A 21,284-nucleotide genomic window follows, 5' to 3' on the forward strand; every position below is an offset into this window, starting at 1 on the left:
TGGTGGTGTGAGACGGTCGCCTCGATGAGGAGTCTCAGCGGCCTCGGAAGGGGCCGCGTACTTCGAACGAAGTAGTTCTGCCGTCGACCTTGGATCGAACGAGTTCCGCCGTCCCCACCACCCCGCCCGGGCCTGCCGTCTACATCGTTCGAAGTACACGGCCGCAGCACATGTGCACGAGAATCAGGCCATGGGCAAGGCACAGAACAATCCCGACGGTCCTGTGGCACCCCTGTGGGTCCGCCGCCCCGAGGCGCTGCGCCTTGCCGCCTATTCGGTGGCCGCGCTGGTGTTCACCGGCCAGATCGTGGCAGTGATCCTGCGCGGGTCGGACTGGCCGACGGCCCTCTCCGTGCTCCTCGCCGGCGGCGGTGTCGCCCTGTCATGGTGGCGGCCGTGGGCAGGACTGGTCGTGGCGAGCGCGGCGTCCTTCGCCGTCACAGCGGTGGGCCACGACCCCCTGTCGGTGTGGATGATGGCAGTGCTCGTGCTGTTCTCGGTCACCCTCAGGGGCAAACAGCCGCTGGTCGCAACCGGCATTGTGGCGGCGTTCTTCCTGGGGGCGTTCATGACGCTGGGAGGATTCCGCGGCGGCGCGATCGTGGGCGCCGCCGCACTCTTCTCAGCCGTAGGCGGAGGCGCGACAGGGGCCGCGCTGCGCATCCATCGAGAGCACTGGCGCACTCTGGAGGAAAGGGCGGAGAGCGCCATCGCCACCCGCGAGATCGAAGCCACCCGACGGGTGACCGAGGAACGACTCCGCATCGCCCGGGACCTCCACGACGTCATCGGCCACCAGGTCGCGATGCTGAGCATGCACCTCGGTGCCGCGGAGATCGGGCTGCCCGAGGAGGCAGAGTCCGCCCGGCAGGCCCTCGTGTCAGCCAGGTCGAGCGCCCGCACCGTCGTCGTGGAAACGCAACGCATCCTCACGCTCCTGCGCCTCTCAGACGAGATCTCCGACGACGAGGCGCTCCGGCCGACCCCGGCGCTCAGCGGCCTGGAAGGTCTTGTCGCCTCTTTCGAGAGCATCGGCCTCGACGTCCGGCCCTCCATCGACATCCCCGCCGGCTTCGTGGAACCCAGCGTCGGCGTGACGGTCTACCGGGTCGTTCAGGAAGCACTCACGAATGCCTACCGGCATGGAGAGGGGGCGGCGACGGTGGACGTGCGCGAGCGCAACGGCAGGATCTGCGTCACCGTCGAGAACCGCGTCGGTCACTCACCGCGCGGATCCGGCTCGGGCAGCGGACTCGGACTCGTGGGGATGCGTGAACGCGTCGAGTCCTCCAGCGGGCGACTGACGATCGACAGTGACGACGGGCGATTCCGGGTCCATGCGGAATTCAGCCCGCTGGGAGCCGCCGTATGACCACGCGGATTCTGATCGTCGACGACCAGGCCGAGATCAGGGCCGGGATCCGGGCGATGCTTCGGCTCGACCCGAGTCTCGTGGTCGTGGCTGATCTCTCCGATGGACTCCAGGTCGTCCCCTATCTGCGGGACCACCCCGTCGACCTCGTCCTGATGGACATCCGTATGCCGGGCATCGACGGTGTCGAAGCCACCCGCCGGATCCGCAAGGAGCACCCACCCGAAGAACTGCGGGTGATCGTGCTGACCACTTTTGACCAGGACGACATCGTTCTCGCCGCCCTTCGCGCGGGGGCCAACGGTTTCCTCAGCAAGACCGTGAGCCCTGCTGAACTCGTCGCCGGAATCACCGAGGTCGTCGGCGGTGGCGGTGCGCTGTCGGCCGCTGCGACGGCCGCGCTCATCGGTCACATGACCCACAGTCCGCCCCCGGTGATCGACCAGGAACTGCTGCGCCGCTTCGCCGCTCTGACGCCCAGGGAGCGGGACGTGGTCGTCCTCGTCGCGAGCGGTCTCGGCAACGACGAGATCGCGGCCCAGATGTCCGTGTCGCCGTTCACCGTGAAGACGCATGCGGTGCGAGCCATGACGAAGGTCGGCGCACGTGATCGAGCGCAACTCGTCTCGTTCACCTTTCGCGCCGGCCTGTACCCCTGAGCCTGCCGGGCTGAACGCCGCGCCTGCCGAGCAGGGCCTGCTCCATGGCAAGGTGGACGAGCTCTTCCTGGGGGCGACAGCGCCCAGGGACGTTGTCGGTGGTGCCGATTAGCCTGCACCCGTGATCGAGACGACCGGCGACGACCGCCGACTTCCGCCCGCCCTGGCCGCCGTGGCCGAGGTGGAGTTCGACTACGACGACGGCGAGGGCATCGACTTCGAGCCCTACGAGGCCTTCGACTCCGCGGAGGAGACCACCGACTGGATCCGGCACTGGACCGGCAACCACGAGCTGGACGGCGACGCCTACCGTGTCTTCGGCCAGGACGGCACCGGAGGCCTCGCCGCCCTTTGGTGCGCGCGGCCCGGGCGGCCCCTCGCCGAACAGCCCGTGGTGTTCCTGGGGTCGGAGGGAGAGCGGGGCGTCATCGCCGGCAACCTCTCCGACTTCCTGTGGGTGCTGGCCGACGGCCTGGGCCCGATGGAGGTCATCGAGCACGAGCACCGCGAGGCCCGCCCCAACTCGACGCTGGCAGAACTGGCCGAGCGACACGCCACCACCCCCCGCCGGACCGCCCGGGAGATCGTCGCCGAGGCGCAGGCCGAGTTCCCTGCCTTCGCCGAGGACCTGGACGAGCTCTGCCGTTGATGCGACCGGTCAGGAACCGGCCGCATCGAGGTACTGCGCCGCCCCGTGACCGAGCGACCAGTCGGCCGACTCGTTCTCGGTCACGGTGACGAAGACGTTCCGCGGCTCGGTCCCCGCGTGGGCCTGGGCGAGTTCGGCGATCCGCCGGTACAACGCCTGTTTCTGGGCAGCCGTGCGGCCGGAGCGCATGGTGATCGCCACATAGACGATGCCGTGGTCGCGTTGCACACCGAGATAACCGCCGTACCGCAGCGTGCCGTTGGTGCCGTCGTGTCCGACCAGGATCTGGAAGTGGTCGTCGGCGGGGATGCCGAGCGTCTCCACCAGAGCCTCGTGCACGGCTCGGCCGAGCGCGTCGAGGCGTGCCGGATCGGCACCCAGTGCGTCGATACGGACCAGGGGCATCGGTGGTGGTCCTCCTTTCCGCTCAGCGCCACTCGACGGCGAACGCCCGGCCGGGGTTCTCCGTGAGGACGCGGTTCATCAGTTCCTCACCCAGCTCCCGCGCGAGACGTGGCCGGACCCTGCGCAGCAGATACGGCATCCCAGGTCCGCCGTCGACCGACCGTGCCCCGGCCACGACCGTGTCCCCGCCGAGCAGCAGCCGGTGCCCGAACCCTGCCTCGGCGAGGGCCCGTACCGCGTCCGGCATGCGCCAGTCGGTGGCGTGGTGGGCGCGAGACGGGCCGTCGAAGGCCAGCCAGCAGCCCGCCTCCGCGGCCTGCCGCTGGACCACGAGGTCGGGGGAGCGGTTGAGGTGGCCGAGTATCACGCGCCCCGGCGGGACGCCCAACTCGCCGCACAGCAGGTCCAGTACGTCGAGCGCGCCCGTGCCCATCTCCAGGTGGACGGCGATCGGCGCCCCCGTGGCGTGGTGGGCCTCGGCCGCCGCGGTCATGGTCCAGCGGGTGTGCGCGTCGAGGCCGTGGAAGCCGCCCGCCACCTTGACGAGGCCGGCGCGGACGCCCGACGTGCCGATGCCTTCGGTGAGTTCGGAGACGAACACGTCAGCGAGCCTGCCGCGCAGCTCGTCGAGCAACTCCGGTGCGTAGTGGGCGGCTTGGTGCAGTCCGGTCGCGCAGACCACGTGCACACCGGCCGCCCGGGAGAGGAGCGGCAGGTCAGCGGCCCGCCGCCCCATCCCGAGCGGGGTCCATTGGACGACGCTCGCCCCGCCCGCCGCACGGAACGCCTCCAGCTCGGCCCGCGCGGCGGTGGCGTCGTTCAGCTCCTGGCCGGGCAGTTGCGGGCTGCGGAGGAAGAGATGGTCGTGCGCGTCGCACACGCCCAGGTCCTCGGGCCGTACGTCCCCCAGCACCGTACGGACACTGCTCACCACTGCCGCCCGCGCGGCAACTTCTCACGCCCCGGCGCCGACATGTGCAGCACCTCGAACACATCGCCGTCGGCCTTCGGCGTGTCGTGCTCCCACAGCGAGAAGTGGACCAGCTCCCAGCGGCTGGAGTCCACGGCCGCCGCCGCGAGCACGGCGCCGTCCTCGCCGGCCAGCCGCGCGGTCTCCTGCGCGGCGTCCGCCATGACGTCGGCCAGCACCACACCCTCGGCCACCGGTTGACGCCGCCGCACCGCGAACCGCGCCGGTGAGCCGGGGGTGCCGCCCTCCTCGTACGCCAGGCCCGTCCACTGCCGGACGGCGGGTCGCCCGAAGTCGTTGCTGAGCCCCTGGAAGGCGCCGCCCCACAGGAAGGTGTTCATGCCCTCCATGGTGTTCCACAGGTAGAACGGCGCGTACTGGTTGACCGGCGAGCCGTTCACCCCGCGCTCCCGCAGGAGATACGTCTTGAAGCCGAGGCCCTCCCAGTCGTCCAGCAGATGCCCGATGCGGGCGACACGGCCGCGGATGATGCCCGTGTCGTAGTCGGCGGGCAGCGTCAACTCGTACTGCATGGCGTGCATCGGATGCCTCCTCAGGCAGAAGAGCCGTTCGCGGGGTAGTCCCCGGGGCCCACGTGCGCGTCCCACTCCGTGGTGGTGCCGTCCTCGGCGGCCTCGACGACCGCGAGATGCGTCAGGAAGGTGCGCGGCCCGGCGCCGTGCCAGTGCCATTCGTCCGGCTCGATCCACACGGTGTCGCCCGCGCGGATCGCCTCCGGCGCGCCGCCCTTGCGCTGCACGAGCCCCTCACCCTCCAGGACGTGCAGCACCTGGCCGTGCGGATGGCGGTGCCAGGCCGTGTGGGCGCCGGGCGCGAAGTGGACGTTGAACATGCGCAGCCGGGAGGGGGCCGCGGGGGCGGCTATCTCGTCAGCCATACCGAGCCGGTGAAGTTCTCCGCCGGGCCCTGCCGGGTGTCGGGGCGCTTCTTCGTGATGTGCACGGACCTGAACTCCTAACGCGGGGCCAGAAGGGAGAGCAGCCCTCGGACGCCGGCGTCGAAGGCGGCGGGGGAGCCGGAGGCACGCGCGAGGACATAACCGCCCTGGACGGTCGCGAGGACGGTCGCGGCGATCTCCTCGCCGTCCAGCGAGGGCGCGAACTGCCCCTGCTCCTTGCCCTCTTCGACGATCCCGGCGATCAGCTCGCGGATCGCGTCGAGCGTGTCGTCGACCGGCGCGCGCAGTTCGTCGCTGGCGTTCACGTCCGGGTCCATCGTCAGCCGCCCGACGGGGCAGCCGCGCAGCACGTCACGCTCCCGCCGCAGATAGGCCTCGATGCGCTCGTACGGCGTTCCCGGCCCGCCCAGTACTCCCTCGGCGGTAGCCCGCAACTCCTCGGCCGTCCGCCGGATCGCCGCCAGTGCGAGATCCGGCTTCCCCTTGAAGTGGTGGTACATGCTGCCCTGTCCGGCGCCCGAGCGCTCCAGGATCGCCTTGGGGCTGGTGCCCACGTAACCGCGCTCCCACAGCAGCTCACGGGTGGACTCGATCAGCCGTTCCGAGGTGCTCTCCGAGGTGCTCATGAACGGACTGTACATACTAGTAGTTACAAAAGTCGAGCCCATTGGGGAGCAGCGGACCCCACTCCGTGTACTCCCCGGGAGGTACGCGCACTGCCGCTGGCCGTACGACGACCCGGACCCCTCCCCGGCGGGAGCCTCGAGCCATCACCACAAGACGCACCACAGACCGTTCAGGAGATGACCCGAGATGCAGACCCTCGCAGACTGGCACGGCGGCCCCGGCCCGTGGATCCTCTTCCTCCCGCTGATCTGGGCGGCCGTCGTGATCGGCGTCGTGACCGTCCTGCGCCGCACCGTGTGGCGCGGCCGCGGCGGCCCGTGGCGGGCCATGGGGGACACTCGCCCCTCCGGCGACTCACCCCTTGCCGTGCTCGGCCGCCGCTTCGCCTCCGGAGAGATCGACGAGGACGAGTACTGGCGCCGGCTGTCCGTGCTCGACGAGCAGTTCGGCCGCACCAAGGGCGGTGCGGCGTGACCACCACGACCGCCCTCCGTGCGGCCGCCCGGGTCGTCGACGCCGTGAAGGTGTACGGCCGCGGCGACACCGAGGTGAGGGCCCTGGACGGGGTGAGCGTCGACTTCCCGGCCGGCCGCTTCACCGCGATCATGGGGCCCTCGGGCTCAGGAAAGTCCACCCTGATGCACTGCGCTGCCGGCCTCGACACGCTCAGCTCGGGCACCGCGTACATCGGTGACACCGACCTCGGCGGCCTCGACGACCGCCGTCTGACCCTGCTGCGCCGCGACCGCGTCGGCTTCGTCTTCCAGGCGTTCAACCTGGTGCCCACGCTGAGCGTCGCGGAGAACATCACGCTGCCGCTGGACCTCGCCGGCGGCAAGGGCGACCCGGAGTGGATCGAGGCGCTGATCGACGTCGTCGGCCTGCGCGACCGCCTCCACCACCGGCCCTCCGAACTCTCCGGCGGCCAGCAGCAACGCGTCGCCGTGGCACGGGCGTTCGCCGGGCAGCCCGACGTCGTCTTCGCCGACGAACCCACCGGCAACCTCGACTCCCGCTCCGGCGAGGAAGTCCTCGGCCTGCTCGGCCGCGCCGTGCGCCAGACCTCCCGCACCGTCGTCATGGTCACCCACGACCCGGTCGCCGCCGCCCACGCCGACGAGGTCGTCTTCCTCGCCGACGGACGCCTGGTCGACCGCATGGAATCCCCGACCGCCGACGGGGTCCTGGACCGCATGAAAGCCTTTGAGGTGCCCTCATGAACGCCGCCGTACGCCTGAGCGTGTCCTCCCTGCGCGCCCACAAGCGGCGCTTCGCCGGCACCTTTCTCGCCGTGTTCCTCGGCGTCGCCTTCCTGGCCGGCACCCTCGTCATGGGCGACACGCTGCGCGCCGGCTTCGACTCGATGTTCGGCAAGGCCACCAGCGGCACGGACGCCGTCGTCCGCAGCGCCGACGCCATCACCACGCCGGGCGAGAGCCAGGGCGTGCGGCAGCCGGTCGACACGGCCCTGGTGAACACCCTCGAACAGGTACCCGGGGTCGCGGCCGCCGCACCCGACATCGAGGGCGCCGGCCAGCTCGTCGGCAAGAACGGCAAGCCCATCGGCGGCAAGGGCCCGCCCACCCTCGCCGGCAACTGGATCCCCGACGCCGAGCTCAACCCCTACCAGCTGGCCGAGGGCCGCGCGCCGCAGAAGTCCGGCGAGGTCGTCGTCAACCGCGGCGCCGCGAAGAAGGGCAGCCTGAAGATCGGCGACACCACCACCCTCCGAACCCCCGACCCGGTCAAGGTGACCATCGTCGGCCTCGCGACCTTCGGCGGCGAGGACGGCATGGCGCAGGTGACCTTCACCGGCATGACCCGAGCCGACGCCGAGAAATACCTCACCGCCCGCCCCGGCGAGGCGGCGAGCATCAAGGTGCGGGCGGGCCCAGGCGTCAGCGAGAAGGAACTCGTCGACCGCCTGACCCCCGTACTGCCCAAGGGAGTTGAGGCCATCACCGGTCAGGCCTCGGCTCAGGAGAACACCGACATGATCTCCAGCCAGTTTCTGACCATCTTCACCACCTTCCTGCTCGTCTTCTCCGGCATCGCCCTCCTCGTCGCGACCTTCTCCATCCACAACACCTTCGCGATCGTCGTCGCCCAACGCACCCGCGAGAACGCCCTGTTGCGCGCCCTCGGCGCCTCTCGCCGCCAGGTGACCGCCACGACCCTGACCGAGGCCACGGCCGTCGCCGTGACCGCCTCGGCGGCGGGCCTCGCGGGCGGCATCGGCATCGCCGCCGGACTGCAGGCCCTGTTCCCGGCGATCGGATTCCCCTTCCCCGACGGCAACCTGGTCATCAGCGCCCTGTCCATGACGCTTCCGCTCGCGGTCGGCATCGTGGTCTGCCTGGGCTCCGCGCTGCTGCCCGCCGCACGCGCCGGCCGCACCGCCCCGCTGGCCGCCCTGCGCGAGACGGCCGTCGACACCTCCGGCGCCTCCCGCACCCGCGCCGTCACCGGCATGGGCCTCGCCACCCTCGCCGTAGCCACCACGCTCGGCGGAGTACTTGTCTCACCGTCCCTCTGGATGGCCGGACTCGGCGCCGTACTGGCCCTGGCGGCGTTCGTGGTCCTCGGCCCCGTCGCCTCGACCACGGTTGTACGCATCCTCGGCAGCCCGCTCGACAAGCTCCGCGGCGTCACCGGTGGCCTCGCCCGCCGCAACGCCCTGCGCAGCCCCAAGCGGACGGCCGCCACCGCGAGCGCCCTGATGATCGGCGTGGCCGTCGTGTCCCTCTTCACCGTCTTCGGCGCCTCGCTGAAGGCCACCATGGACCAGACCGTGTCCCGCTCCTTCGCCGGCGACGTCGCCGTCAGCACACCGTCCTTCGGCGCGGGCGGCAGCGGCCTGAGCCCCCGGCTCGCCGACGCGATACAACAACTCCCCGAGGTCGACACGGCCGTGGGCCTTGGCCGCGGAGTGGCGAAAGTCGACGGCAAGGGGCGTGCGCTGACCGTCACCGACCCCCTCGCCCTGGAGCGCACCTTCGACCTCGGCAAGGTCGACGGCTCACTCCGCGCCCTCGGCACCGACGGCATAGCCCTCACCAGGGCAGAAGCCGACAAGCAACACCTGTCCACCGGGGACAGGGCCCAACTCACCTTCACCGACGGCAAAAAGCAGACCTTCACCGTCCGAGCGGTCTACGGTCAGTCGGAACTCGCCGGCGACTACGTCATCACCCGCGCCGCCTGAGCCCCGCACCGCACCCAGGACTCCGACACCCTGGTCGCCGTCTCCTTCAAGGACGGCGTGAGCACGGACACGGGGAAGGCCGCCGTGCAGAGGGTCGCCGACCGGTACGGCAACCCCGAGGTCCAGACCCGCAGCGAGTACGCGCAGTCCTCGGCCGGCGGCATCGACATGATGCTGACCCTCGTCTACGCCCTGCTCGCCCTCGCGGTCCTCATCGCGCTGCTCGGCATCGCCAACACCCTCACCCTGGCGATCCATGAACGCACCCGCGAACTGGGCCTGCTCAGGGCAGTCGGCCAGACCCGTCCCCAACTGCGGGCCATGGTCCGCTGGGAGTCGGTCCTCGTCGCCGCCTTCGGCACAGCCGGCGGCCTCGGCCTGGGCACCTTCCTGGGCTGGGTACTGGTCAAGGCCTCGGACGGCGCCGGCGACAGCACCTTCGCCTTCGCGATCCCGCCCACGCAGCTCGCGATCGTGGCCCTGGTGGGCCTCACCGCCGGCGCCCTCGCAGGCCTGCGCCGGGCCCGACGGGCGGCACGCCTGGATGTACTGCGGGCCATCGCCACCGAGTGACCGACGCTCGGCAGCAATACGGTCGCGGCCGCGCAAAACGGCACCCAACGGCCGACCGCCCACCGGTACAGGCCCTCCAACGCCCACTGCACCGCCGGACACCGGCCGGGAGGGAGCCGCAGGGGCGCGTCGGTGTCGAGACGGCGAACGCGCGGAGGCGCGAAGCGCTGAGCACGATCGCCGTCTCGACACCGACTGAGGCGCCCCGGAGGCGACCGACCCAAAAGAGGGGTGGCGCGAAGCGCTGAGCACGATCGGCCTCTCGACACCGACTGAGGCGCCCCGGAGGCGACCGACCCAGAAAAAGAGGGCGACTCAAAATCACCGCCCGGTCAGCCGGGAACGGCGGACCGGGCGGGAGCGTGCGTGGACCTGTGGCTGTCGGCCGCGTGCTCGAGTTCCACGAGCCGGCGGGCCGGCGTGTCGGCCGTACGGCGTGGAGGGCGGGCCGGCGCCGTGACCGGAGCGGGCGTGGTGGGCAGCGCGAACCAGACGACCTTGCCCGAGTCGCCGTCCGGGCGCGCGCCCCAGCTCTCGCTCACCGCGGCCACCATGGCCAGCCCGCGTCCGGTGGTGGCGGAGGCTTCGACGTCCCGGACCTCGGGCAGGCGGGGGTCGTGGTCGTGCACGGAGACCATGAGCCGGTCCAGCACGAGCTCTATCTCCACGGTGCACAGCTTGTCGGGCTGGGCGTGCAGGTGGACGTTGGTCAACAGCTCCGTCACACCGAGCGCGGCCCGGTCGATGAGGGCGTCCAGATGCCAGTAGCGCAACTGCGCAGAGACGATTCTGCGGACCTGGCCGATCCGCGACGGCAGGGCTTGCAGCTCTACCGTGCAGTGCCTGCTTGGGTGACTGATCACGGCTGCGACTCCCCGACTTAAGAGGTCCGGAAGAACACGGAGTACGGATCCAGCAGGTGCCTGAGGGCCTGGCCACCTGCCGTCGTGCCCGGCGGGCTGGTTCGCAGCGTTATCGCCGGTAAACCCAGAGTGACGTGAGAACAGCGTGACCCAGGGGGCGCGGGACCGCAACTCGCGATCGATGCCAACCGACCGGGGGCGAGCCCGCCACCGTCCCGTGGGTTCCGTCAGCCGCCGCGCCCCGCCGCTTTGCGTACGGCCTCGATGAAGCGGCGTGCCGCGGGAGGCCCCGGCTCGCCCGGCGCCGGGTCGTGATCGCCCAGGGTCAGCAGGTACCGCTTGCCGTTGAGGTCCGCGAGCGCCCGGTCCTCGGCGGCGAACCAGGGCTTGGAGGCACGCACCGCCTGCACCGGCGCGCTGTCGATCTCGGTGCCGTAACTGGTGAGCAGCGCGAGTCTGCCGTCGCTGATCCGGACCTGCCCGGCCCGGGTGAGCGAACGCAGCCGTTTGCCGATCCGCACGCCCGTCGCCGTGAACTCCGGCTCCGCCATGCCGCCCGCCCCCTTGTGGCCGTCCGGTGCGCTGGACCGTCCTCCTGCGTGGGTCGTGATCCAGCTCGTGTCGTGATCCAGTGTGCGCCCCTGTTCGGTGCAGTCTGCCCGCACCCGACGTACAGCACCAGTACGCACGACACGCTCGGAGCGAGCGCCCGGAGCACTCGCGCGAATGCGCCCCCACCTTCGCCCGCCCCCGGCTCCAGGGTGTTCTTTGGGGTGCTCAAAGGTGCGTTTATGCAGGTGAGAAGCGTGCTGAAGGTGTTTATGATCGGTGCGTCGGCCGCGCGACGCGCCGTCGGCGCACAGCCTAAGGAGCACCCGTCGTGAGCACCCCCCAGCAGACCCGGACCGGCAAGACCCTCGATGTCGACCACAGCGACGCCGCCTACCGCGACTGGCTGAAAGAAGCCGTCCGCAAGGTCCAGGCCGACGCCAACCGCTCGGCCGACACGCATCTGCTCCGCTTCCCGCTGCCCGAGAAGTGGGGGATCGACCTGTACCTGAAGGACGAGTCGACCCACCCGACCGGCAGCCTCAAGCACCGGCTCGCCCGCTCGCTCTTCCTCTATGGACTGTGCAACGGCTGGATCCGGCCGGGCCGTCCGGTGATCGAGGCGTCCAGCGGCTCGACGGCCGTCTCCGAGGCGTACTTCGCGAAGCTGATCGGCGTGCCCTTCATCGCGGTCATGCCGCGCACGACGAGCGCGGAGAAGTGCCGCCTCATCGAATTCCATGGCGGGCAGTGCCACTTCGTGGACGACTCGCGCAAAATGTACGAGGAGTCGGCGGGCCTCGCGGTGGAGACCGGCGGCCACTACATGGACCAGTTCACCTACGCCGAACGGGCCACGGACTGGCGCGGCAACAACAACATCGCCGAATCCATCTTCCGCCAGCTGGAGTTGGAGCGGTTCCCGGAGCCCGCGTGGATCGTGGCGACGGCGGGTACCGGCGGCACCTCGGCGACCCTCGCGCGCTATGTCCACTACACCCAGCGAGACACCCGCATCTGCGTGGCCGATCCGGAGAACTCCTGTTTCTTCGAGGGCTGGACCACCGGCGATCCGGACGTCACCAGCGACTGCGGATCACGTATCGAGGGCATCGGCCGGCCGCGGATGGAGCCGAGCTTCGTGCCTGGCGCCATCGACCGGATGATGAAGGTGCCCGACGCGGCCAGTGTCGCCGCCGTACGGGCGCTGGAGCGGGCCATCGGCCGCAAGGCGGGCGGCTCGACGGGCACCGGGTTGTGGAGCGCGCTGAAGATCGTCGCTGAGATGGTGGCCGAGGGGCGGCAGGGGAGCGTGGTGACGCTGCTGTGTGATCCGGGGGACCGGTACCTGGACAAGTACTACTCGGATGCGTGGCTCTCCGAGCAGGGGCTGGACATCGAGCCGTACTCGGCGGCGATCGATGCGTTGTTGGAGACCGGCGTCTGGCCCTGCTGAGTGCTGCTTGGGGAGCGCCATCCCTTGTCTGCGGCTTCGTCGTGGTTGGTCACGCCCGCGCGGCGGGGCCGTGAATCGACACGGCCCCGTGCCCCTGTGGGGCGCTCCCGAACCGCAGGTAGCTCAGAACTGCTCAGCCCTCGCGCGCGAGCCGGCGGTCCAGCGACCTCACCGCGTCCCGGAATGCCCGCCCGAGCCCCGCCCGTGCCGCCTTCACCGCGAACCTGAACGGGGCCGTGCCGTCCGCGGCGAAGGTCCACCGGACGCGTGTGCCCGTCCCGGCCGGTACCAGCCGCCACTCCTCGGCGAGGGCGCGGGCGCCGGGTGCGTTGGTGACGTCGACCCGGTAGGCGTACACCTCCGCTTCTTTCGCCGCGATGACCGTCTCCTGGAAGCGCCCGCCGCCCTTGAGCCGTATGTCGCGCCCGGCACCGTCGTCGAGGGGCCGCGCGTGTGTCACGGCCGCGAACCACTCCGCCCACCCCGGCACATCGTCGTTGAGGGCGTGGAACACCGCCTCGGGGGTCGCGGAGATCTCCTGGGCGAAGACCAGACGCACGGGTGCGGTGTCGACGAAGTCGAGCCCGACGGGACGCAGACGGTGTGCCATGAACGCGAACCCCCTTGGCGGAGAAGGGTGACCGGGGCGACGTCACGATAGCTGACGACCTGTCAGATGTCAGCAGCGCCCTGCGTGGTCAGCTCTCCGGCTCGCCCACCACGACCAGCCGGCGCAGATGCTCGGAGATCTCCTCGCGCGCGTCGCCCGCCAGGCCCGCGTCCGTCACCAGCGTGTCGACCTGCTCCAGCGCCGCGAACGAACTCAGGCCCACCACGCCCCACTTGGTGTGGTCGGCGACCACCACGACCCGCCGCGCCGACTGCACCAGGCGCCGGTTGGTCTCGGCCTCCGCGAGGTTCGGCGTCGACAGACCGGCCTCGACCGATATGCCGTGCACACCGAGGAACAGCACGTCGAAGTGGAGCGCCGCGATCGCCTGGTCGGCCACCGGTCCCACCAGCGAGTCGGAGGGCGTGCGCACCCCGCCGGTCAGCACCACCGTGGCCGCACCCTGCCGGGGGCCCGACGTGCGCTGCGCCGCATGGAAGACGTCGGCCACCCGCACCGAGTTCGTCACGACGGTCAGATCCGGCACGTCCAGCAGATGGTGGGCGAGCGCATACGTCGTCGTACCGCCCGACAGGGCGATCGCGGTACCCGGCGCCACCAGCTGGGCCGCCGAGCGCGCGATGTCCTCCTTGGCCGTCAGCTCCAGGCCCGACTTGGCCTCGAAGCCCGGCTCGTGCGTGCTCGCCTCCACGACCGGCACCGCGCCGCCGTGCACCTTCTCCAGCACGCCCTGGCGGGACAGCGCGTCCAGGTCGCGGCGCACCGTCATGTCCGACACGCCGAGCTTGCGGGTCAGCTCGTTCACGCGGACCCCGCCCCGGCGCCGGACCTCGTCCAGGATCAGGGCGCGCCGCTGCTCCGCGAGGAGGTTCTGATTCTCGCTCACGTACGCTCCGGTCCTTTCGCCTCAAGCCGTCCGACACGCCCTGCGCACCTGCTCCGACAAGGACATTCTCCCCTGCCCCGGTGCGCGGACGTCCCATCCTTGCACGGGTGGGCACCCATGACGCCATCTGCCCGACGCGCGCATGTCACCAATGCCCCTTCTGTTTCCCGCAGATCACCCGGATCGGGGAGATTCCGTGTTCACGGGTGTACGCCCCCGCCCGAGCGGAGATCCTTGTGCCCGCACGGTGACAAGAAGACGGCGCGTCACGGGGGAAGTGCGAACAGTGGAACATGCACAGGAACGTGTCCCGACCAGCGGTCCCGTCCCGGGACCCGAGAGATCCGCAACCGCCCTGGAGCTCCTGGTCCACGGCGTGGGCGGCACCACGCCCCAGGAGATGCTCAATGATCCGCGCACGGTGCGGATCACCGGCGACGACACGGCGGCCGTCTTCCGGCGCGCCGAGGACGTCGACGCGGAGAGCCGGCCGGAGGACTACCGGGGCAGACCGGTTCCGGAGGCCTACGTCTGGTGCAATCTCACCTCCGGCAACAGCGCGCGGGCCCTGTGGCTGCTGCTCCTGCCGTTCATGGTGGTCAACCTCGCCCACTGGATGCGGCCCACCGCGCGCGGCCACCGGCGGACGGTCCGCCTGTACGGGCTGCTCGTACGGCTGGCGGGCCTGACGCTGACGGTGCTGCTGGTCGCGGCCGCCTGCGAGGTCGCCCTGGACCTGGCGGCCTGGCAGTGCGCGGGCACGCGCGCGTGCGCCGAGCGGCACTCCTGGCTGGGCTTCCTGTCGCCCGAGGTATCGCAGAACGGCTGGTGGAGCAGGCCCGGCCGGCGGCTCGCCCTCGCGGCCCTGGCCCCTGCCGCGCTCACCGCCCTGCTCTGGTACCTCTCCCACCGCACCTGGAGCGCATACGAGTCCCAGCAGCCCATCGACCGCCGGCCCGAACCCGACGAGGACACCGGCCGCACCGCCCTGGGCCGGCCCGGCTTCTGGTACGGCCGCCGGCTGGTCGCCCGGCTGCGCGCCGCGCACACCGCGGCGGGCCTGCTGACGGTCGCCGCGGCGGTCGTGTCCTCCGCGGCCCGCTTCGACCGCAGGCCAGGCGGCCCCGCGGCACTCGACACCGCGGGCCGGCTCCTGGAGATCGCACTCGTCGCCACCGCCGCCGTCGTGGTGTGGGTGGTCTGCCGCCGGGGACGCAGCGAGAACCGCCTCGACCAGGAAATGGACGAGCACCTCGTACGACGCCTGCCGCTGACCGCCCTCCTCCTGCTGCTGCTTTGTGCGGTGTACGCCGGCTGGGAGCGCCCGGGCTGGCGCTCGGCCGGTCTGCTGCCCGGCGGCGGCACCACCTTCGGCGCCCTCGCCCTGGTCCAGGGCTTACTGGTGATCGCCCTCGCGGTGGTCGCCCACCTGCTGTACCGCAGCCACCCCGATGCCCGCACCGTGCTGCGCGGCCAGGGCGGACCCGCCGTCGCCATGCTGGCCTGCGCCCTGGGAGGGGTGATGTCCGGTGGCGTCTCCCAGCGGGTGTCCGACTGGCTGGACGGGACCGGGACCTCCATCGACGGCCCGCCGGTCCTCTTGACCTGGCAGGCGTCCGTGATCCCCGTACTGCTCCTCGTCCTGCTCGTCTTCTGCGCCGGGCTCGGCCGGCGGGCCTGGTTGCTGCGCCGCACCGAACTGGGCACCGTCGAGTTCGACTACCCCGGCGAACCCAAGGACACGGCACGCACCCGACGCATCGCCACCACCCGCGCGCTGGCCGCACTCACCGACCGCGGCCCCCTCGTCGTCGCCGTCACCTCCGCCACCACCCTGCTGCTGGGCGCCGGAGCCCTCCTCGGCGCGAAGATCACCGAAAAGGTGCCCGGCGAGGCCGCACAGCACGCCTTCGCCTTTGTGCACGGCGCCGCACAGACCGCCCAGGCACTGGGCTCCTGGCTGATCGGCCTGGGCTTCATACTCTTCGTCACCTGGGGCAGGCGCGCCTACAAGGACGCCTCCGCCCGGCGCACCATCGGCATCCTGTGGGACGTCGGCACCTTCTGGCCGCGCGCCGCCCACCCCTTCGCCCCGCCCTGCTACGCGGAGCGCGCGGTGCCCGACCTGACCTGGCGGATGGCCACCTGGACGCGCGCCACGGGCGGGCGACTCGTCCTGTCCGGGCACTCCCAGGGCAGCGTGCTCGCGGCCGCCGCGGCCTGGCAGCTGAAGCCGTCCGTCCGCAGACGGGTCGCCCTGCTGACCTACGGCTCCCCGCTCGAGCGCCTCTACGGCCGCTGGTTCCCGGCCCACTTCGGCGCCGCCGCCCTCAGCTCGCTGCACCACGACGTCGACTGCTGGCGCAACCTGTACCGGCTCACCGACCCCATCGGCGGCCCGGTCCGGCTGTCCGGCGACTGCGGCCCCGAGGTGGACCGCGCACCCCTGAAGGACCCCCTCGCCTACGGCCGCACCGCACAGCACCCGCTGCCCGCCCCGATCCTCGGCCACGGCGACTACCAGGCCGACCCGGCCTTCGCCGAGGAGCGGGAACGGCTGCTGGCCCGCCTGCGCTCGGAGCTACCCGGTCCACGCCCCGAGCAGGTACCTCAGGGGGACTCGGGCAGATCCTCGGCGTAGAGCAGGGTCAGATCGTCCGTGCTCGGCTCGTCGACCTGGGCGACCCGGCCCGCATGCCGCTCCACCATCGCCTCGAAGGTCTGGCGTGCCGTCCGGCCGTTGCCGAAGGCCGGGCCCTTCGGGAGCGCCGTGAAGTACTTCAGCAGCGCCTCCGCGGTGCCCGGCGCCAGCCGGTACTCGTGCTCGTCGGCCTGCTGCTCGACGATCCTGAGCAGTTCGTCGGGCTCGTAGTCGCTGAAGGTGATGGTCCGTGAGAATCGGGAGGCCACACCGGGGTTGACCGAAAGGAACCGCTCCATCTCGGCCGTGTAGCCCGCGACGATCACCACGACCGCGTCCCGGTGGTCCTCCATCAGCTTCACCAGTGTGTCGATGGCCTCCTTGCCGAAGTCCCGGCCCGAGTCCTCCGGCGACAGCGCGTACGCCTCGTCGATGAACAGCACACCGCCACGCGCCCGGTCGAAGGCCTCCTGGGTGCGGATCGCCGTCGAGCCGATGTGCTCGCCGACCAGGTCGACCCGCGACACCTCGACGAGATGCCCCTTCTCCAGCACGCCGAGCGAGGCGAGGATCTCGCCGTAGAGCCGGGCCACGGTCGTCTTGCCGGTGCCGGGGGAGCCGGTGAAGACCAGGTGCCGCTTGACCGAGGCCGCCTTGAGGCCCGCCTGCTGCCGGCGCCGGCCCACCTCGATCATGTCGGTCAGCGCCCGCACCTCGCGCTTGACGCTCTCCAGGCCCACCAGCGCGTCCAGTTCGCCCAGCACGGCCTTCGACGTCCGTGCCGGCTGCTCGGGCTGCGGGGGCTGCGCGGCGGCGAGCAGGGGCTCCTGCTCGGTGCTGCGCTGCCCGGGGATCGCGCCCAGCAGTCCGGGCGACTGAGCGGCCTGCTGTACGGCGGCCTCCCGGGCCGCGGGAGGCCTCAGGCCCGCGCTCTCGTCGCTGGTGCAGTCCTCGACGACCGGGCCGGAACCGGGGGCCGCGTCGCCGCCCTCCGCGAACTCGTACCCACCGCGTGCGCACCGCTCGGTGCGGCACTTGCGCAGCGTCGTACGGCTGCCGTCGATCACATGGAAGCCGTAGCCGCCGCTGCCGGTCACCCGGCAGCCCACGAAGCTGCCGCGGCCGCCCGCCGACACGTAGAAGCCCGCCTCGGCGGGGGAGTCCACCGTGCAGCGCTCGATGGTCGGGTCCGCGCCCTTGGTGACGATCACGCCGGTCTGGGTGGCGTCGATGGTGCAGTTGCTCAGGGTTCCGCCGCTGCCGTGGTCGCGGAACCAGGCGCCGGTCGCGGCGTCCCGGATGCGGCAGTCGTCGAGCTGCGCGGTGGCGCCGTCGCTCACCGACACGGCCGTGTTGCGGACCTGGGTCAGGTCGCTGTCGACGACGTCCGCGCGCGAGCCGCGGTCCAGGACGAACAGGGCGTCGGGCACGTCGTGCACCCGGCAGGACTCCAGCACCGCGGTGGCGCCGTCGCTGACCCACACGGCCGGGTAGTCGCCCGTGCTGTCGAAGATCTCGCACTGGTTGGCGTCCACGCGCGTGCCCGGATCCCACACCGACAGGCCGTTGCGCCCGAACTGACGCACCGTCGTGCGGGTCAGCGTGAGCACCGAGCGCGAGCGCAGATCGACCGCGTTCTCCGGGATGTCGTGGATGCGGCAGTCGGCCAGGGTGAGCACCGCGTCCGTGTCGAGCGTGACCCCGTCCGCGGTGGTGCGGTGCACATCGCAGTCCGTGAGGTGCGCGGTGGCCCGGCCGGTGACCTGGACGCCGCTGCCCCGCACCTCGTACACCTCGCAACCCACCGCTTCCAGGGCGGAGTTCTCCCCGGTCGCCGACAGCCCCGCCCCCGAGGCGTGATGGATCCGGCAGCGCTCCAGGCGCGGGTGCGCACCGCCGCGGACCGCGACCCCCGACTGACCGGCGGCCACGACCTCGCACTCCTCGAACACCCCGCCCCCGCCGTCGAGTACGGCGATACCGATGCCGGCCGGGTTGTCCACGGTGCACCGCCGCACGGTCGGACGGGCGCCCGCCCGCACCTCTATGCCGGCCGCGGACCGGGTGATGATCCGCACGTCCAGCAACTCCGGTGTGCCCTCCTCGACCAGCAGGGCCGGCACCGAAGCGTCCTGCCCCTCGACGTGCAGGTCCTGGACCACGGCAGAGGCACGCACGGTCAGCGGCACCCCGTCCACCGGTGCGATCCGCACCGAACCGGGGGAGCCCTCGGGCCCTCGCAGCGTCACCGACCGCTGGACGACGAGGTTTTCCCGGTAGGTGCCGGGCGCGACGGTGAGGACGTCACCGTCGGCGGCGGCCTCCAGGGCGGCGGCGAGCGATGCGTACTCACCCGTGCGGCGTCGCCACCGCGATGTGCCGGTGTGCGTCACCTGGACCGTGCCCTGTGCCATGGCGTTGCTGTGCCCCCACCTCGTGGTACGCGGGTTGATGCCGATTGCGTTCGGCCGGTCCACCGTAGCGTGCGCGCGGGCGGTGGGTTGACCAGAGCCGTAAGGCCGTCAGCTGCCCGTGCCGGTCCTGCCCCAGTCCGGGCCCGCCCGGTCCCAGGCCTGGTCCCAACGGGCGTACCGGCGACGGACCATGCGCCAGACGATCAGCCGTCGGCCGGCCTCGACGGCACCCGCGGTGAGCATGGCGGCACCGAAACCGGCGAGCACCGCGTGGGTCGTCGCCGTCGTGGAGTCCAGTGGACGGGCCACCAGCTGGCCGTGCAGGTCCGTCCATATCTTGAAGTGGTCGCCGTGGTGCGGGGACTTGAGCTCCGCGAGGGCCGCGCCGTGACGGCGGGAGCCGTCCGGCGCGGTCCAGTCGGCGATGACGCGGCTGCGCAGGTCCCGCGCCGCGGAGGTCTCCGGGTCGGTGTCCAGCGGGGAGCGGTCCAGTTTGCGCACCACGGTGGCCGTCACCAGGTGGCGGGCCGTGCGCTGGTCGCGGACGGACTGCTGCAGGGCGTCCTGGGCGATGCCGCCGACGAGGGAACCGATCACGGGCGCGACGGCCAGGATCAGCAGCAGCGCCACCAGCGCCACCCACGCCTCGATGAGATCGCTCGTGCGCCGCAGCGGATTGTGCCGCCAGCGCCAGAGTCCGCCGATTGCTCGCACTGTCCCGCACCCCCTTCCCGCTCCGTGATAACCCCCGGCGGAGCCGTTCACCCGCGGGCCCGGTCAAAGAGAGATCGAAATCACCTGTTCCCGGGGCCTCTCATGAACTTCTCACGAAAACTCAACGCCCAGGCCCCTGCCGCGGGTTCCCGCGTACCGGTCCTTGTCCGGATCTTTCTCCGCGGGCCGCCGCGCAGCCTCCCACCGCTCCGCAGGGCTATGCGAGGACCGTCACCGGGTCCCCGGCCCGGATCGTGCCGGTGGAGAGGGGTACCAGGTTCTGGCCGAACGCCAGCCTGCCGTCGATGCGGCGGTGGCGTTCCAGCGTGGCCAGTGGTTCCTTGCCGCGCACGGCGCTGCCCTGGTCGGTGGTGGTCACCACGCAGCGCCCGCAGATCTTGGCGATGCGGAAGGTGACCTCGCCGATCGCGATGCGGGACCAGTCGTCCTCGGCCCAGGCCGCGGTGCCGGCCACGACCACGTTCGGCCGGAAGCGGTTCATCGGCAGCGGCCCCTCCGCCGGGTGGGAACCTTGAGCGATCAGGGAGTTGAGAGCGTCGAGGGAGGCGACCGTGGTGAGCAGCAGCGGGTAGCCGTCGGCGAAGCTGACCGTCTCGCCCGGCTGTCCGTACTCCGGGTCGACCGGTCGGCGCGTGGCCGGGTCGTCCATGTGCACGAGGCGCGCACCAATGCCGAGATACTCGCTGCACCAGGCGTGCGCGGCGGCCTCCGCGGCGGGGACCCCCTCGACCTTGTCGCCGAAGATCTCCACCGGGACCGTGCCGACCGGGCGGGGTACCGGCACGGTCAGCGGGTCCATGCCCGGCGCGGACAGGCGAACGCCGCCGCCGGGCAGGAGCTCGGCGGCGGCCAGCGCAAGGCGCGGCTGCTGACGTTGTGTGACGACCTTTCCCCCGTCGTCGATCAGCACCCAGCGACGGTCTCCGGCCAGCCCCCAGGGCTCCACGACGGCTTCCCGGGGCACAAGGCCCCGGAACGCCTTCACCGGATGGACGTGAATCGACTGCAGCAGCGCGTTCCCCATCAGGCCATCCTGCCAGGCGGCAGTGACGACCCGGGAGGACGGCTCAGTAGCCGCGGTACTGCTGCTGGTTGTTGTACGGATCCTGATACGGAGCCGGAGCGGGCCGGGCGGCCGCGGGGCGCATCGCCTCGTAGCCCGTGCCGGCCGCCATCGGCCGTTGTGGCTGCGGCGGCTGCGGGCCGGGATAGCCGCGCGCCGCCGTGGCCTGCTGAGGGATGTAGGCCGCGGGCGCCTGCTGCAGCGGAGCCGGCTGCTGCGCCTGCGGATAGCCGTAGGAGGGCTGGGAGGGACCCGCCGGAAGGGCGGGCAGGGCCGACGGCAGGGCCGGCAGATAGCTGCCCGGCGCGTCGTACGCGGCGGGGACCCGGATCGGAGCGATCTGCGGGGTGCCCCGCTCGGCGACGAGCCGGTCGTAGATCGGGGTGTCCGGGAAGGCGGAGTAGTAGCCGCCGCCGAAGGTGGAGCGGGGGGAGGTCATGGCTCATAAGTTAAGCCCTCGATGTGCTAGTTGGGGAGACCGATAAGAGGGTTGTTTTGAGTGTTCGCAGTGACCGGGGATCCCCAATGCGAGCGAACTTGGCAAAAAGGGGCGCCGATCCAGGTACCGGTCCTGTAAAGGCCAAGCTCCGGGCGGGTTACCGGCGGGTTGGTCACTTGCTCTTCCTGTGCTTCTCGTAGGAGTTCGCCGTGCCGGGGAATAGGTTGT

The 21,284-nt window shown here is 71.6% G+C and carries 19 protein-coding genes and 2 pseudogenes; 8 read left to right on the top strand and 13 right to left on the bottom strand.

Annotated features, from left to right (window positions below; all coding sequences use genetic code 11):
• Positions 1-190 precede the first annotated feature (190 nt).
• The 3 genes from ACFY1U_RS20905 (at position 191) to ACFY1U_RS20915 (ending at position 2,680) form a co-directional block, all read left to right on the top strand.
• Entirely contained in the window at positions 191-1,372 is a 1,182-nt protein-coding gene (locus tag ACFY1U_RS20905) for a sensor histidine kinase (protein ID WP_390695606.1), read from the top strand.
• Complete coding sequence (locus tag ACFY1U_RS20910) at positions 1,369-2,031, top strand: response regulator (protein ID WP_390695607.1); 663 nt, start codon at positions 1,369-1,371, stop codon at positions 2,029-2,031. Before ACFY1U_RS20905 ends, ACFY1U_RS20910 begins: the two co-directional genes overlap by 4 nt.
• Before the next feature lie 121 nt (positions 2,032-2,152).
• Positions 2,153-2,680 carry an SMI1/KNR4 family protein gene (locus tag ACFY1U_RS20915; protein WP_390695608.1) on the top strand — a complete coding sequence of 176 codons (528 nt, stop codon included), beginning with the start codon at positions 2,153-2,155 and terminating at the stop codon, positions 2,678-2,680.
• A 9-nt stretch (positions 2,681-2,689) separates the two neighbouring features.
• On the opposite strand, the gene ACFY1U_RS20920 is transcribed toward ACFY1U_RS20915, so the two are convergent.
• The 5 genes and pseudogenes from ACFY1U_RS20920 to ACFY1U_RS20940 all read right to left on the bottom strand — a co-directional run bounded on the left by ACFY1U_RS20920 (position 2,690) and on the right by ACFY1U_RS20940 (position 5,600).
• Entirely contained in the window at positions 2,690-3,085 is a 396-nt protein-coding gene (locus tag ACFY1U_RS20920; protein WP_390695609.1) for a tautomerase family protein, read from the bottom strand.
• 22 nt (positions 3,086-3,107) lie between these two features.
• Complete coding sequence (locus ACFY1U_RS20925) at positions 3,108-4,019, bottom strand: phosphotriesterase (RefSeq protein ID WP_390695610.1); 912 nt, start codon at positions 4,017-4,019, stop codon at positions 3,108-3,110.
• Positions 4,013-4,597 carry a DUF4865 family protein gene (locus ACFY1U_RS20930; protein WP_390695611.1) on the bottom strand — a complete coding sequence of 195 codons (585 nt, stop codon included), beginning with the start codon at positions 4,595-4,597 and terminating at the stop codon, positions 4,013-4,015. Before ACFY1U_RS20930 ends, ACFY1U_RS20925 begins: the two co-directional genes overlap by 7 nt.
• Before the next feature lie 11 nt (positions 4,598-4,608).
• Positions 4,609-5,018, bottom strand: a pseudogene (locus ACFY1U_RS20935) (cupin domain-containing protein).
• 12 nt (positions 5,019-5,030) lie between these two features.
• Positions 5,031-5,600, bottom strand: a complete 570-nt coding sequence (locus ACFY1U_RS20940) for a TetR/AcrR family transcriptional regulator (protein ID WP_390695612.1) — start codon at positions 5,598-5,600, stop codon at positions 5,031-5,033.
• Between the two features lie 187 nt (positions 5,601-5,787).
• On the opposite strand from ACFY1U_RS20940, the gene ACFY1U_RS20945 reads away from it, so the two are divergent.
• From ACFY1U_RS20945 to ACFY1U_RS20955, 3 genes and pseudogenes are all read left to right on the top strand, one after another.
• The gene (locus tag ACFY1U_RS20945) at positions 5,788-6,075 is read left to right on the top strand and encodes an SHOCT domain-containing protein (RefSeq protein WP_390695613.1); all 288 of its coding nucleotides are present in this window, start codon (positions 5,788-5,790) and stop codon (positions 6,073-6,075) included.
• Positions 6,072-6,821 carry an ABC transporter ATP-binding protein gene (locus ACFY1U_RS20950; RefSeq protein WP_390695614.1) on the top strand — a complete coding sequence of 250 codons (750 nt, stop codon included), beginning with the start codon at positions 6,072-6,074 and terminating at the stop codon, positions 6,819-6,821. The genes ACFY1U_RS20945 and ACFY1U_RS20950 overlap by 4 nt, the downstream gene beginning before the upstream one ends.
• Positions 6,818-9,379 (top strand): annotated as a pseudogene (locus tag ACFY1U_RS20955) (ABC transporter permease). The gene ACFY1U_RS20950 and the pseudogene ACFY1U_RS20955 overlap by 4 nt, the downstream one beginning before the upstream one ends.
• Before the next feature lie 332 nt (positions 9,380-9,711).
• On the opposite strand, the gene ACFY1U_RS20960 reads toward ACFY1U_RS20955, so the two are convergent.
• Positions 9,712-10,242 carry an ATP-binding protein gene (locus tag ACFY1U_RS20960; protein ID WP_390695615.1) on the bottom strand — a complete coding sequence of 177 codons (531 nt, stop codon included), beginning with the start codon at positions 10,240-10,242 and terminating at the stop codon, positions 9,712-9,714.
• Positions 10,243-10,469: 227 nt separating this feature from the next.
• On the bottom strand, positions 10,470-10,793 hold the full coding sequence (locus ACFY1U_RS20965) for a hypothetical protein (RefSeq protein WP_266963703.1): 324 nt from the start codon (positions 10,791-10,793) through the stop codon (positions 10,470-10,472).
• 329 nt (positions 10,794-11,122) lie between these two features.
• On the opposite strand from ACFY1U_RS20965, the gene ACFY1U_RS20970 reads away from it, so the two are divergent.
• Positions 11,123-12,247, top strand: a complete 1,125-nt coding sequence (locus tag ACFY1U_RS20970; RefSeq protein ID WP_390695616.1) for a PLP-dependent cysteine synthase family protein — start codon at positions 11,123-11,125, stop codon at positions 12,245-12,247.
• A 133-nt stretch (positions 12,248-12,380) separates the two neighbouring features.
• Here the strand turns inward: ACFY1U_RS20970 and ACFY1U_RS20975 are convergent, their stop codons facing one another.
• Together ACFY1U_RS20975 and ACFY1U_RS20980 are read right to left on the bottom strand one after the other, a co-directional pair.
• Entirely contained in the window at positions 12,381-12,857 is a 477-nt protein-coding gene (locus ACFY1U_RS20975) for an SRPBCC family protein (protein WP_390695617.1), read from the bottom strand.
• A gap of 88 nt (positions 12,858-12,945) precedes the next feature.
• Positions 12,946-13,764: a DeoR/GlpR family DNA-binding transcription regulator gene (locus ACFY1U_RS20980; protein ID WP_351463382.1), complete on the bottom strand. Its 819-nt coding sequence runs from the start codon at positions 13,762-13,764 to the stop codon at positions 12,946-12,948.
• A gap of 286 nt (positions 13,765-14,050) precedes the next feature.
• Here ACFY1U_RS20980 and ACFY1U_RS20985 point away from each other — a divergent pair, with 286 nt between their 5' ends.
• On the top strand, positions 14,051-16,405 hold the full coding sequence (locus ACFY1U_RS20985; protein WP_390695618.1) for a hypothetical protein: 2,355 nt from the start codon (positions 14,051-14,053) through the stop codon (positions 16,403-16,405).
• Here ACFY1U_RS20985 and ACFY1U_RS20990 read toward each other — a convergent pair.
• The 4 genes from ACFY1U_RS20990 to ACFY1U_RS21005 form a co-directional block, all read right to left on the bottom strand.
• Positions 16,375-18,819: a right-handed parallel beta-helix repeat-containing protein gene (locus ACFY1U_RS20990; RefSeq protein WP_390695619.1), complete on the bottom strand. Its 2,445-nt coding sequence runs from the start codon at positions 18,817-18,819 to the stop codon at positions 16,375-16,377. The two genes, ACFY1U_RS20985 and ACFY1U_RS20990, sit on opposite strands and share 31 nt — an antisense overlap.
• Before the next feature lie 108 nt (positions 18,820-18,927).
• Positions 18,928-19,533, bottom strand: coding sequence for a hypothetical protein (locus ACFY1U_RS20995; RefSeq protein WP_390695620.1), 606 nt, complete (start codon positions 19,531-19,533; stop codon positions 18,928-18,930).
• Positions 19,534-19,750: 217 nt separating this feature from the next.
• Complete coding sequence (locus ACFY1U_RS21000) at positions 19,751-20,578, bottom strand: MOSC domain-containing protein (protein WP_390695621.1); 828 nt, start codon at positions 20,576-20,578, stop codon at positions 19,751-19,753.
• A 43-nt stretch (positions 20,579-20,621) separates the two neighbouring features.
• Positions 20,622-21,056 carry a DUF6643 family protein gene (locus ACFY1U_RS21005; RefSeq protein WP_390695622.1) on the bottom strand — a complete coding sequence of 145 codons (435 nt, stop codon included), beginning with the start codon at positions 21,054-21,056 and terminating at the stop codon, positions 20,622-20,624.
• Between the last annotated feature and the right edge of the window lie 228 nt (positions 21,057-21,284).

It is taken from the genome of Streptomyces sp. NPDC001351 (assembly GCF_042896045.1).
In the GTDB taxonomy this organism is placed as follows: Bacteria; Actinomycetota; Actinomycetes; order Streptomycetales; family Streptomycetaceae; genus Streptomyces.

Coding starts and splice junctions, on each gene's coding strand:
- ACFY1U_RS20940 (WP_390695612.1), bottom strand. CDS start 5,600: ATGAGCACCTCGGAGAGCACCTCGGAACGGCTGATCGAGTCCACCCGT.
- ACFY1U_RS20945 (WP_390695613.1), top strand. CDS start 5,788: ATGCAGACCCTCGCAGACTGGCACGGCGGCCCCGGCCCGTGGATCCTC.
- ACFY1U_RS20910 (WP_390695607.1), top strand. CDS start 1,369: ATGACCACGCGGATTCTGATCGTCGACGACCAGGCCGAGATCAGGGCC.
- ACFY1U_RS20920 (WP_390695609.1), bottom strand. CDS start 3,085: ATGCCCCTGGTCCGTATCGACGCACTGGGTGCCGATCCGGCACGCCTC.
- ACFY1U_RS21000 (WP_390695621.1), bottom strand. CDS start 20,578: ATGGGGAACGCGCTGCTGCAGTCGATTCACGTCCATCCGGTGAAGGCG.
- ACFY1U_RS20990 (WP_390695619.1), bottom strand. CDS start 18,819: ATGGCACAGGGCACGGTCCAGGTGACGCACACCGGCACATCGCGGTGG.
- ACFY1U_RS20930 (WP_390695611.1), bottom strand. CDS start 4,597: ATGCACGCCATGCAGTACGAGTTGACGCTGCCCGCCGACTACGACACG.
- ACFY1U_RS21005 (WP_390695622.1), bottom strand. CDS start 21,056: ATGACCTCCCCCCGCTCCACCTTCGGCGGCGGCTACTACTCCGCCTTC.
- ACFY1U_RS20965 (WP_266963703.1), bottom strand. CDS start 10,793: ATGGCGGAGCCGGAGTTCACGGCGACGGGCGTGCGGATCGGCAAACGG.
- ACFY1U_RS20975 (WP_390695617.1), bottom strand. CDS start 12,857: ATGGCACACCGTCTGCGTCCCGTCGGGCTCGACTTCGTCGACACCGCA.
- ACFY1U_RS20905 (WP_390695606.1), top strand. CDS start 191: ATGGGCAAGGCACAGAACAATCCCGACGGTCCTGTGGCACCCCTGTGG.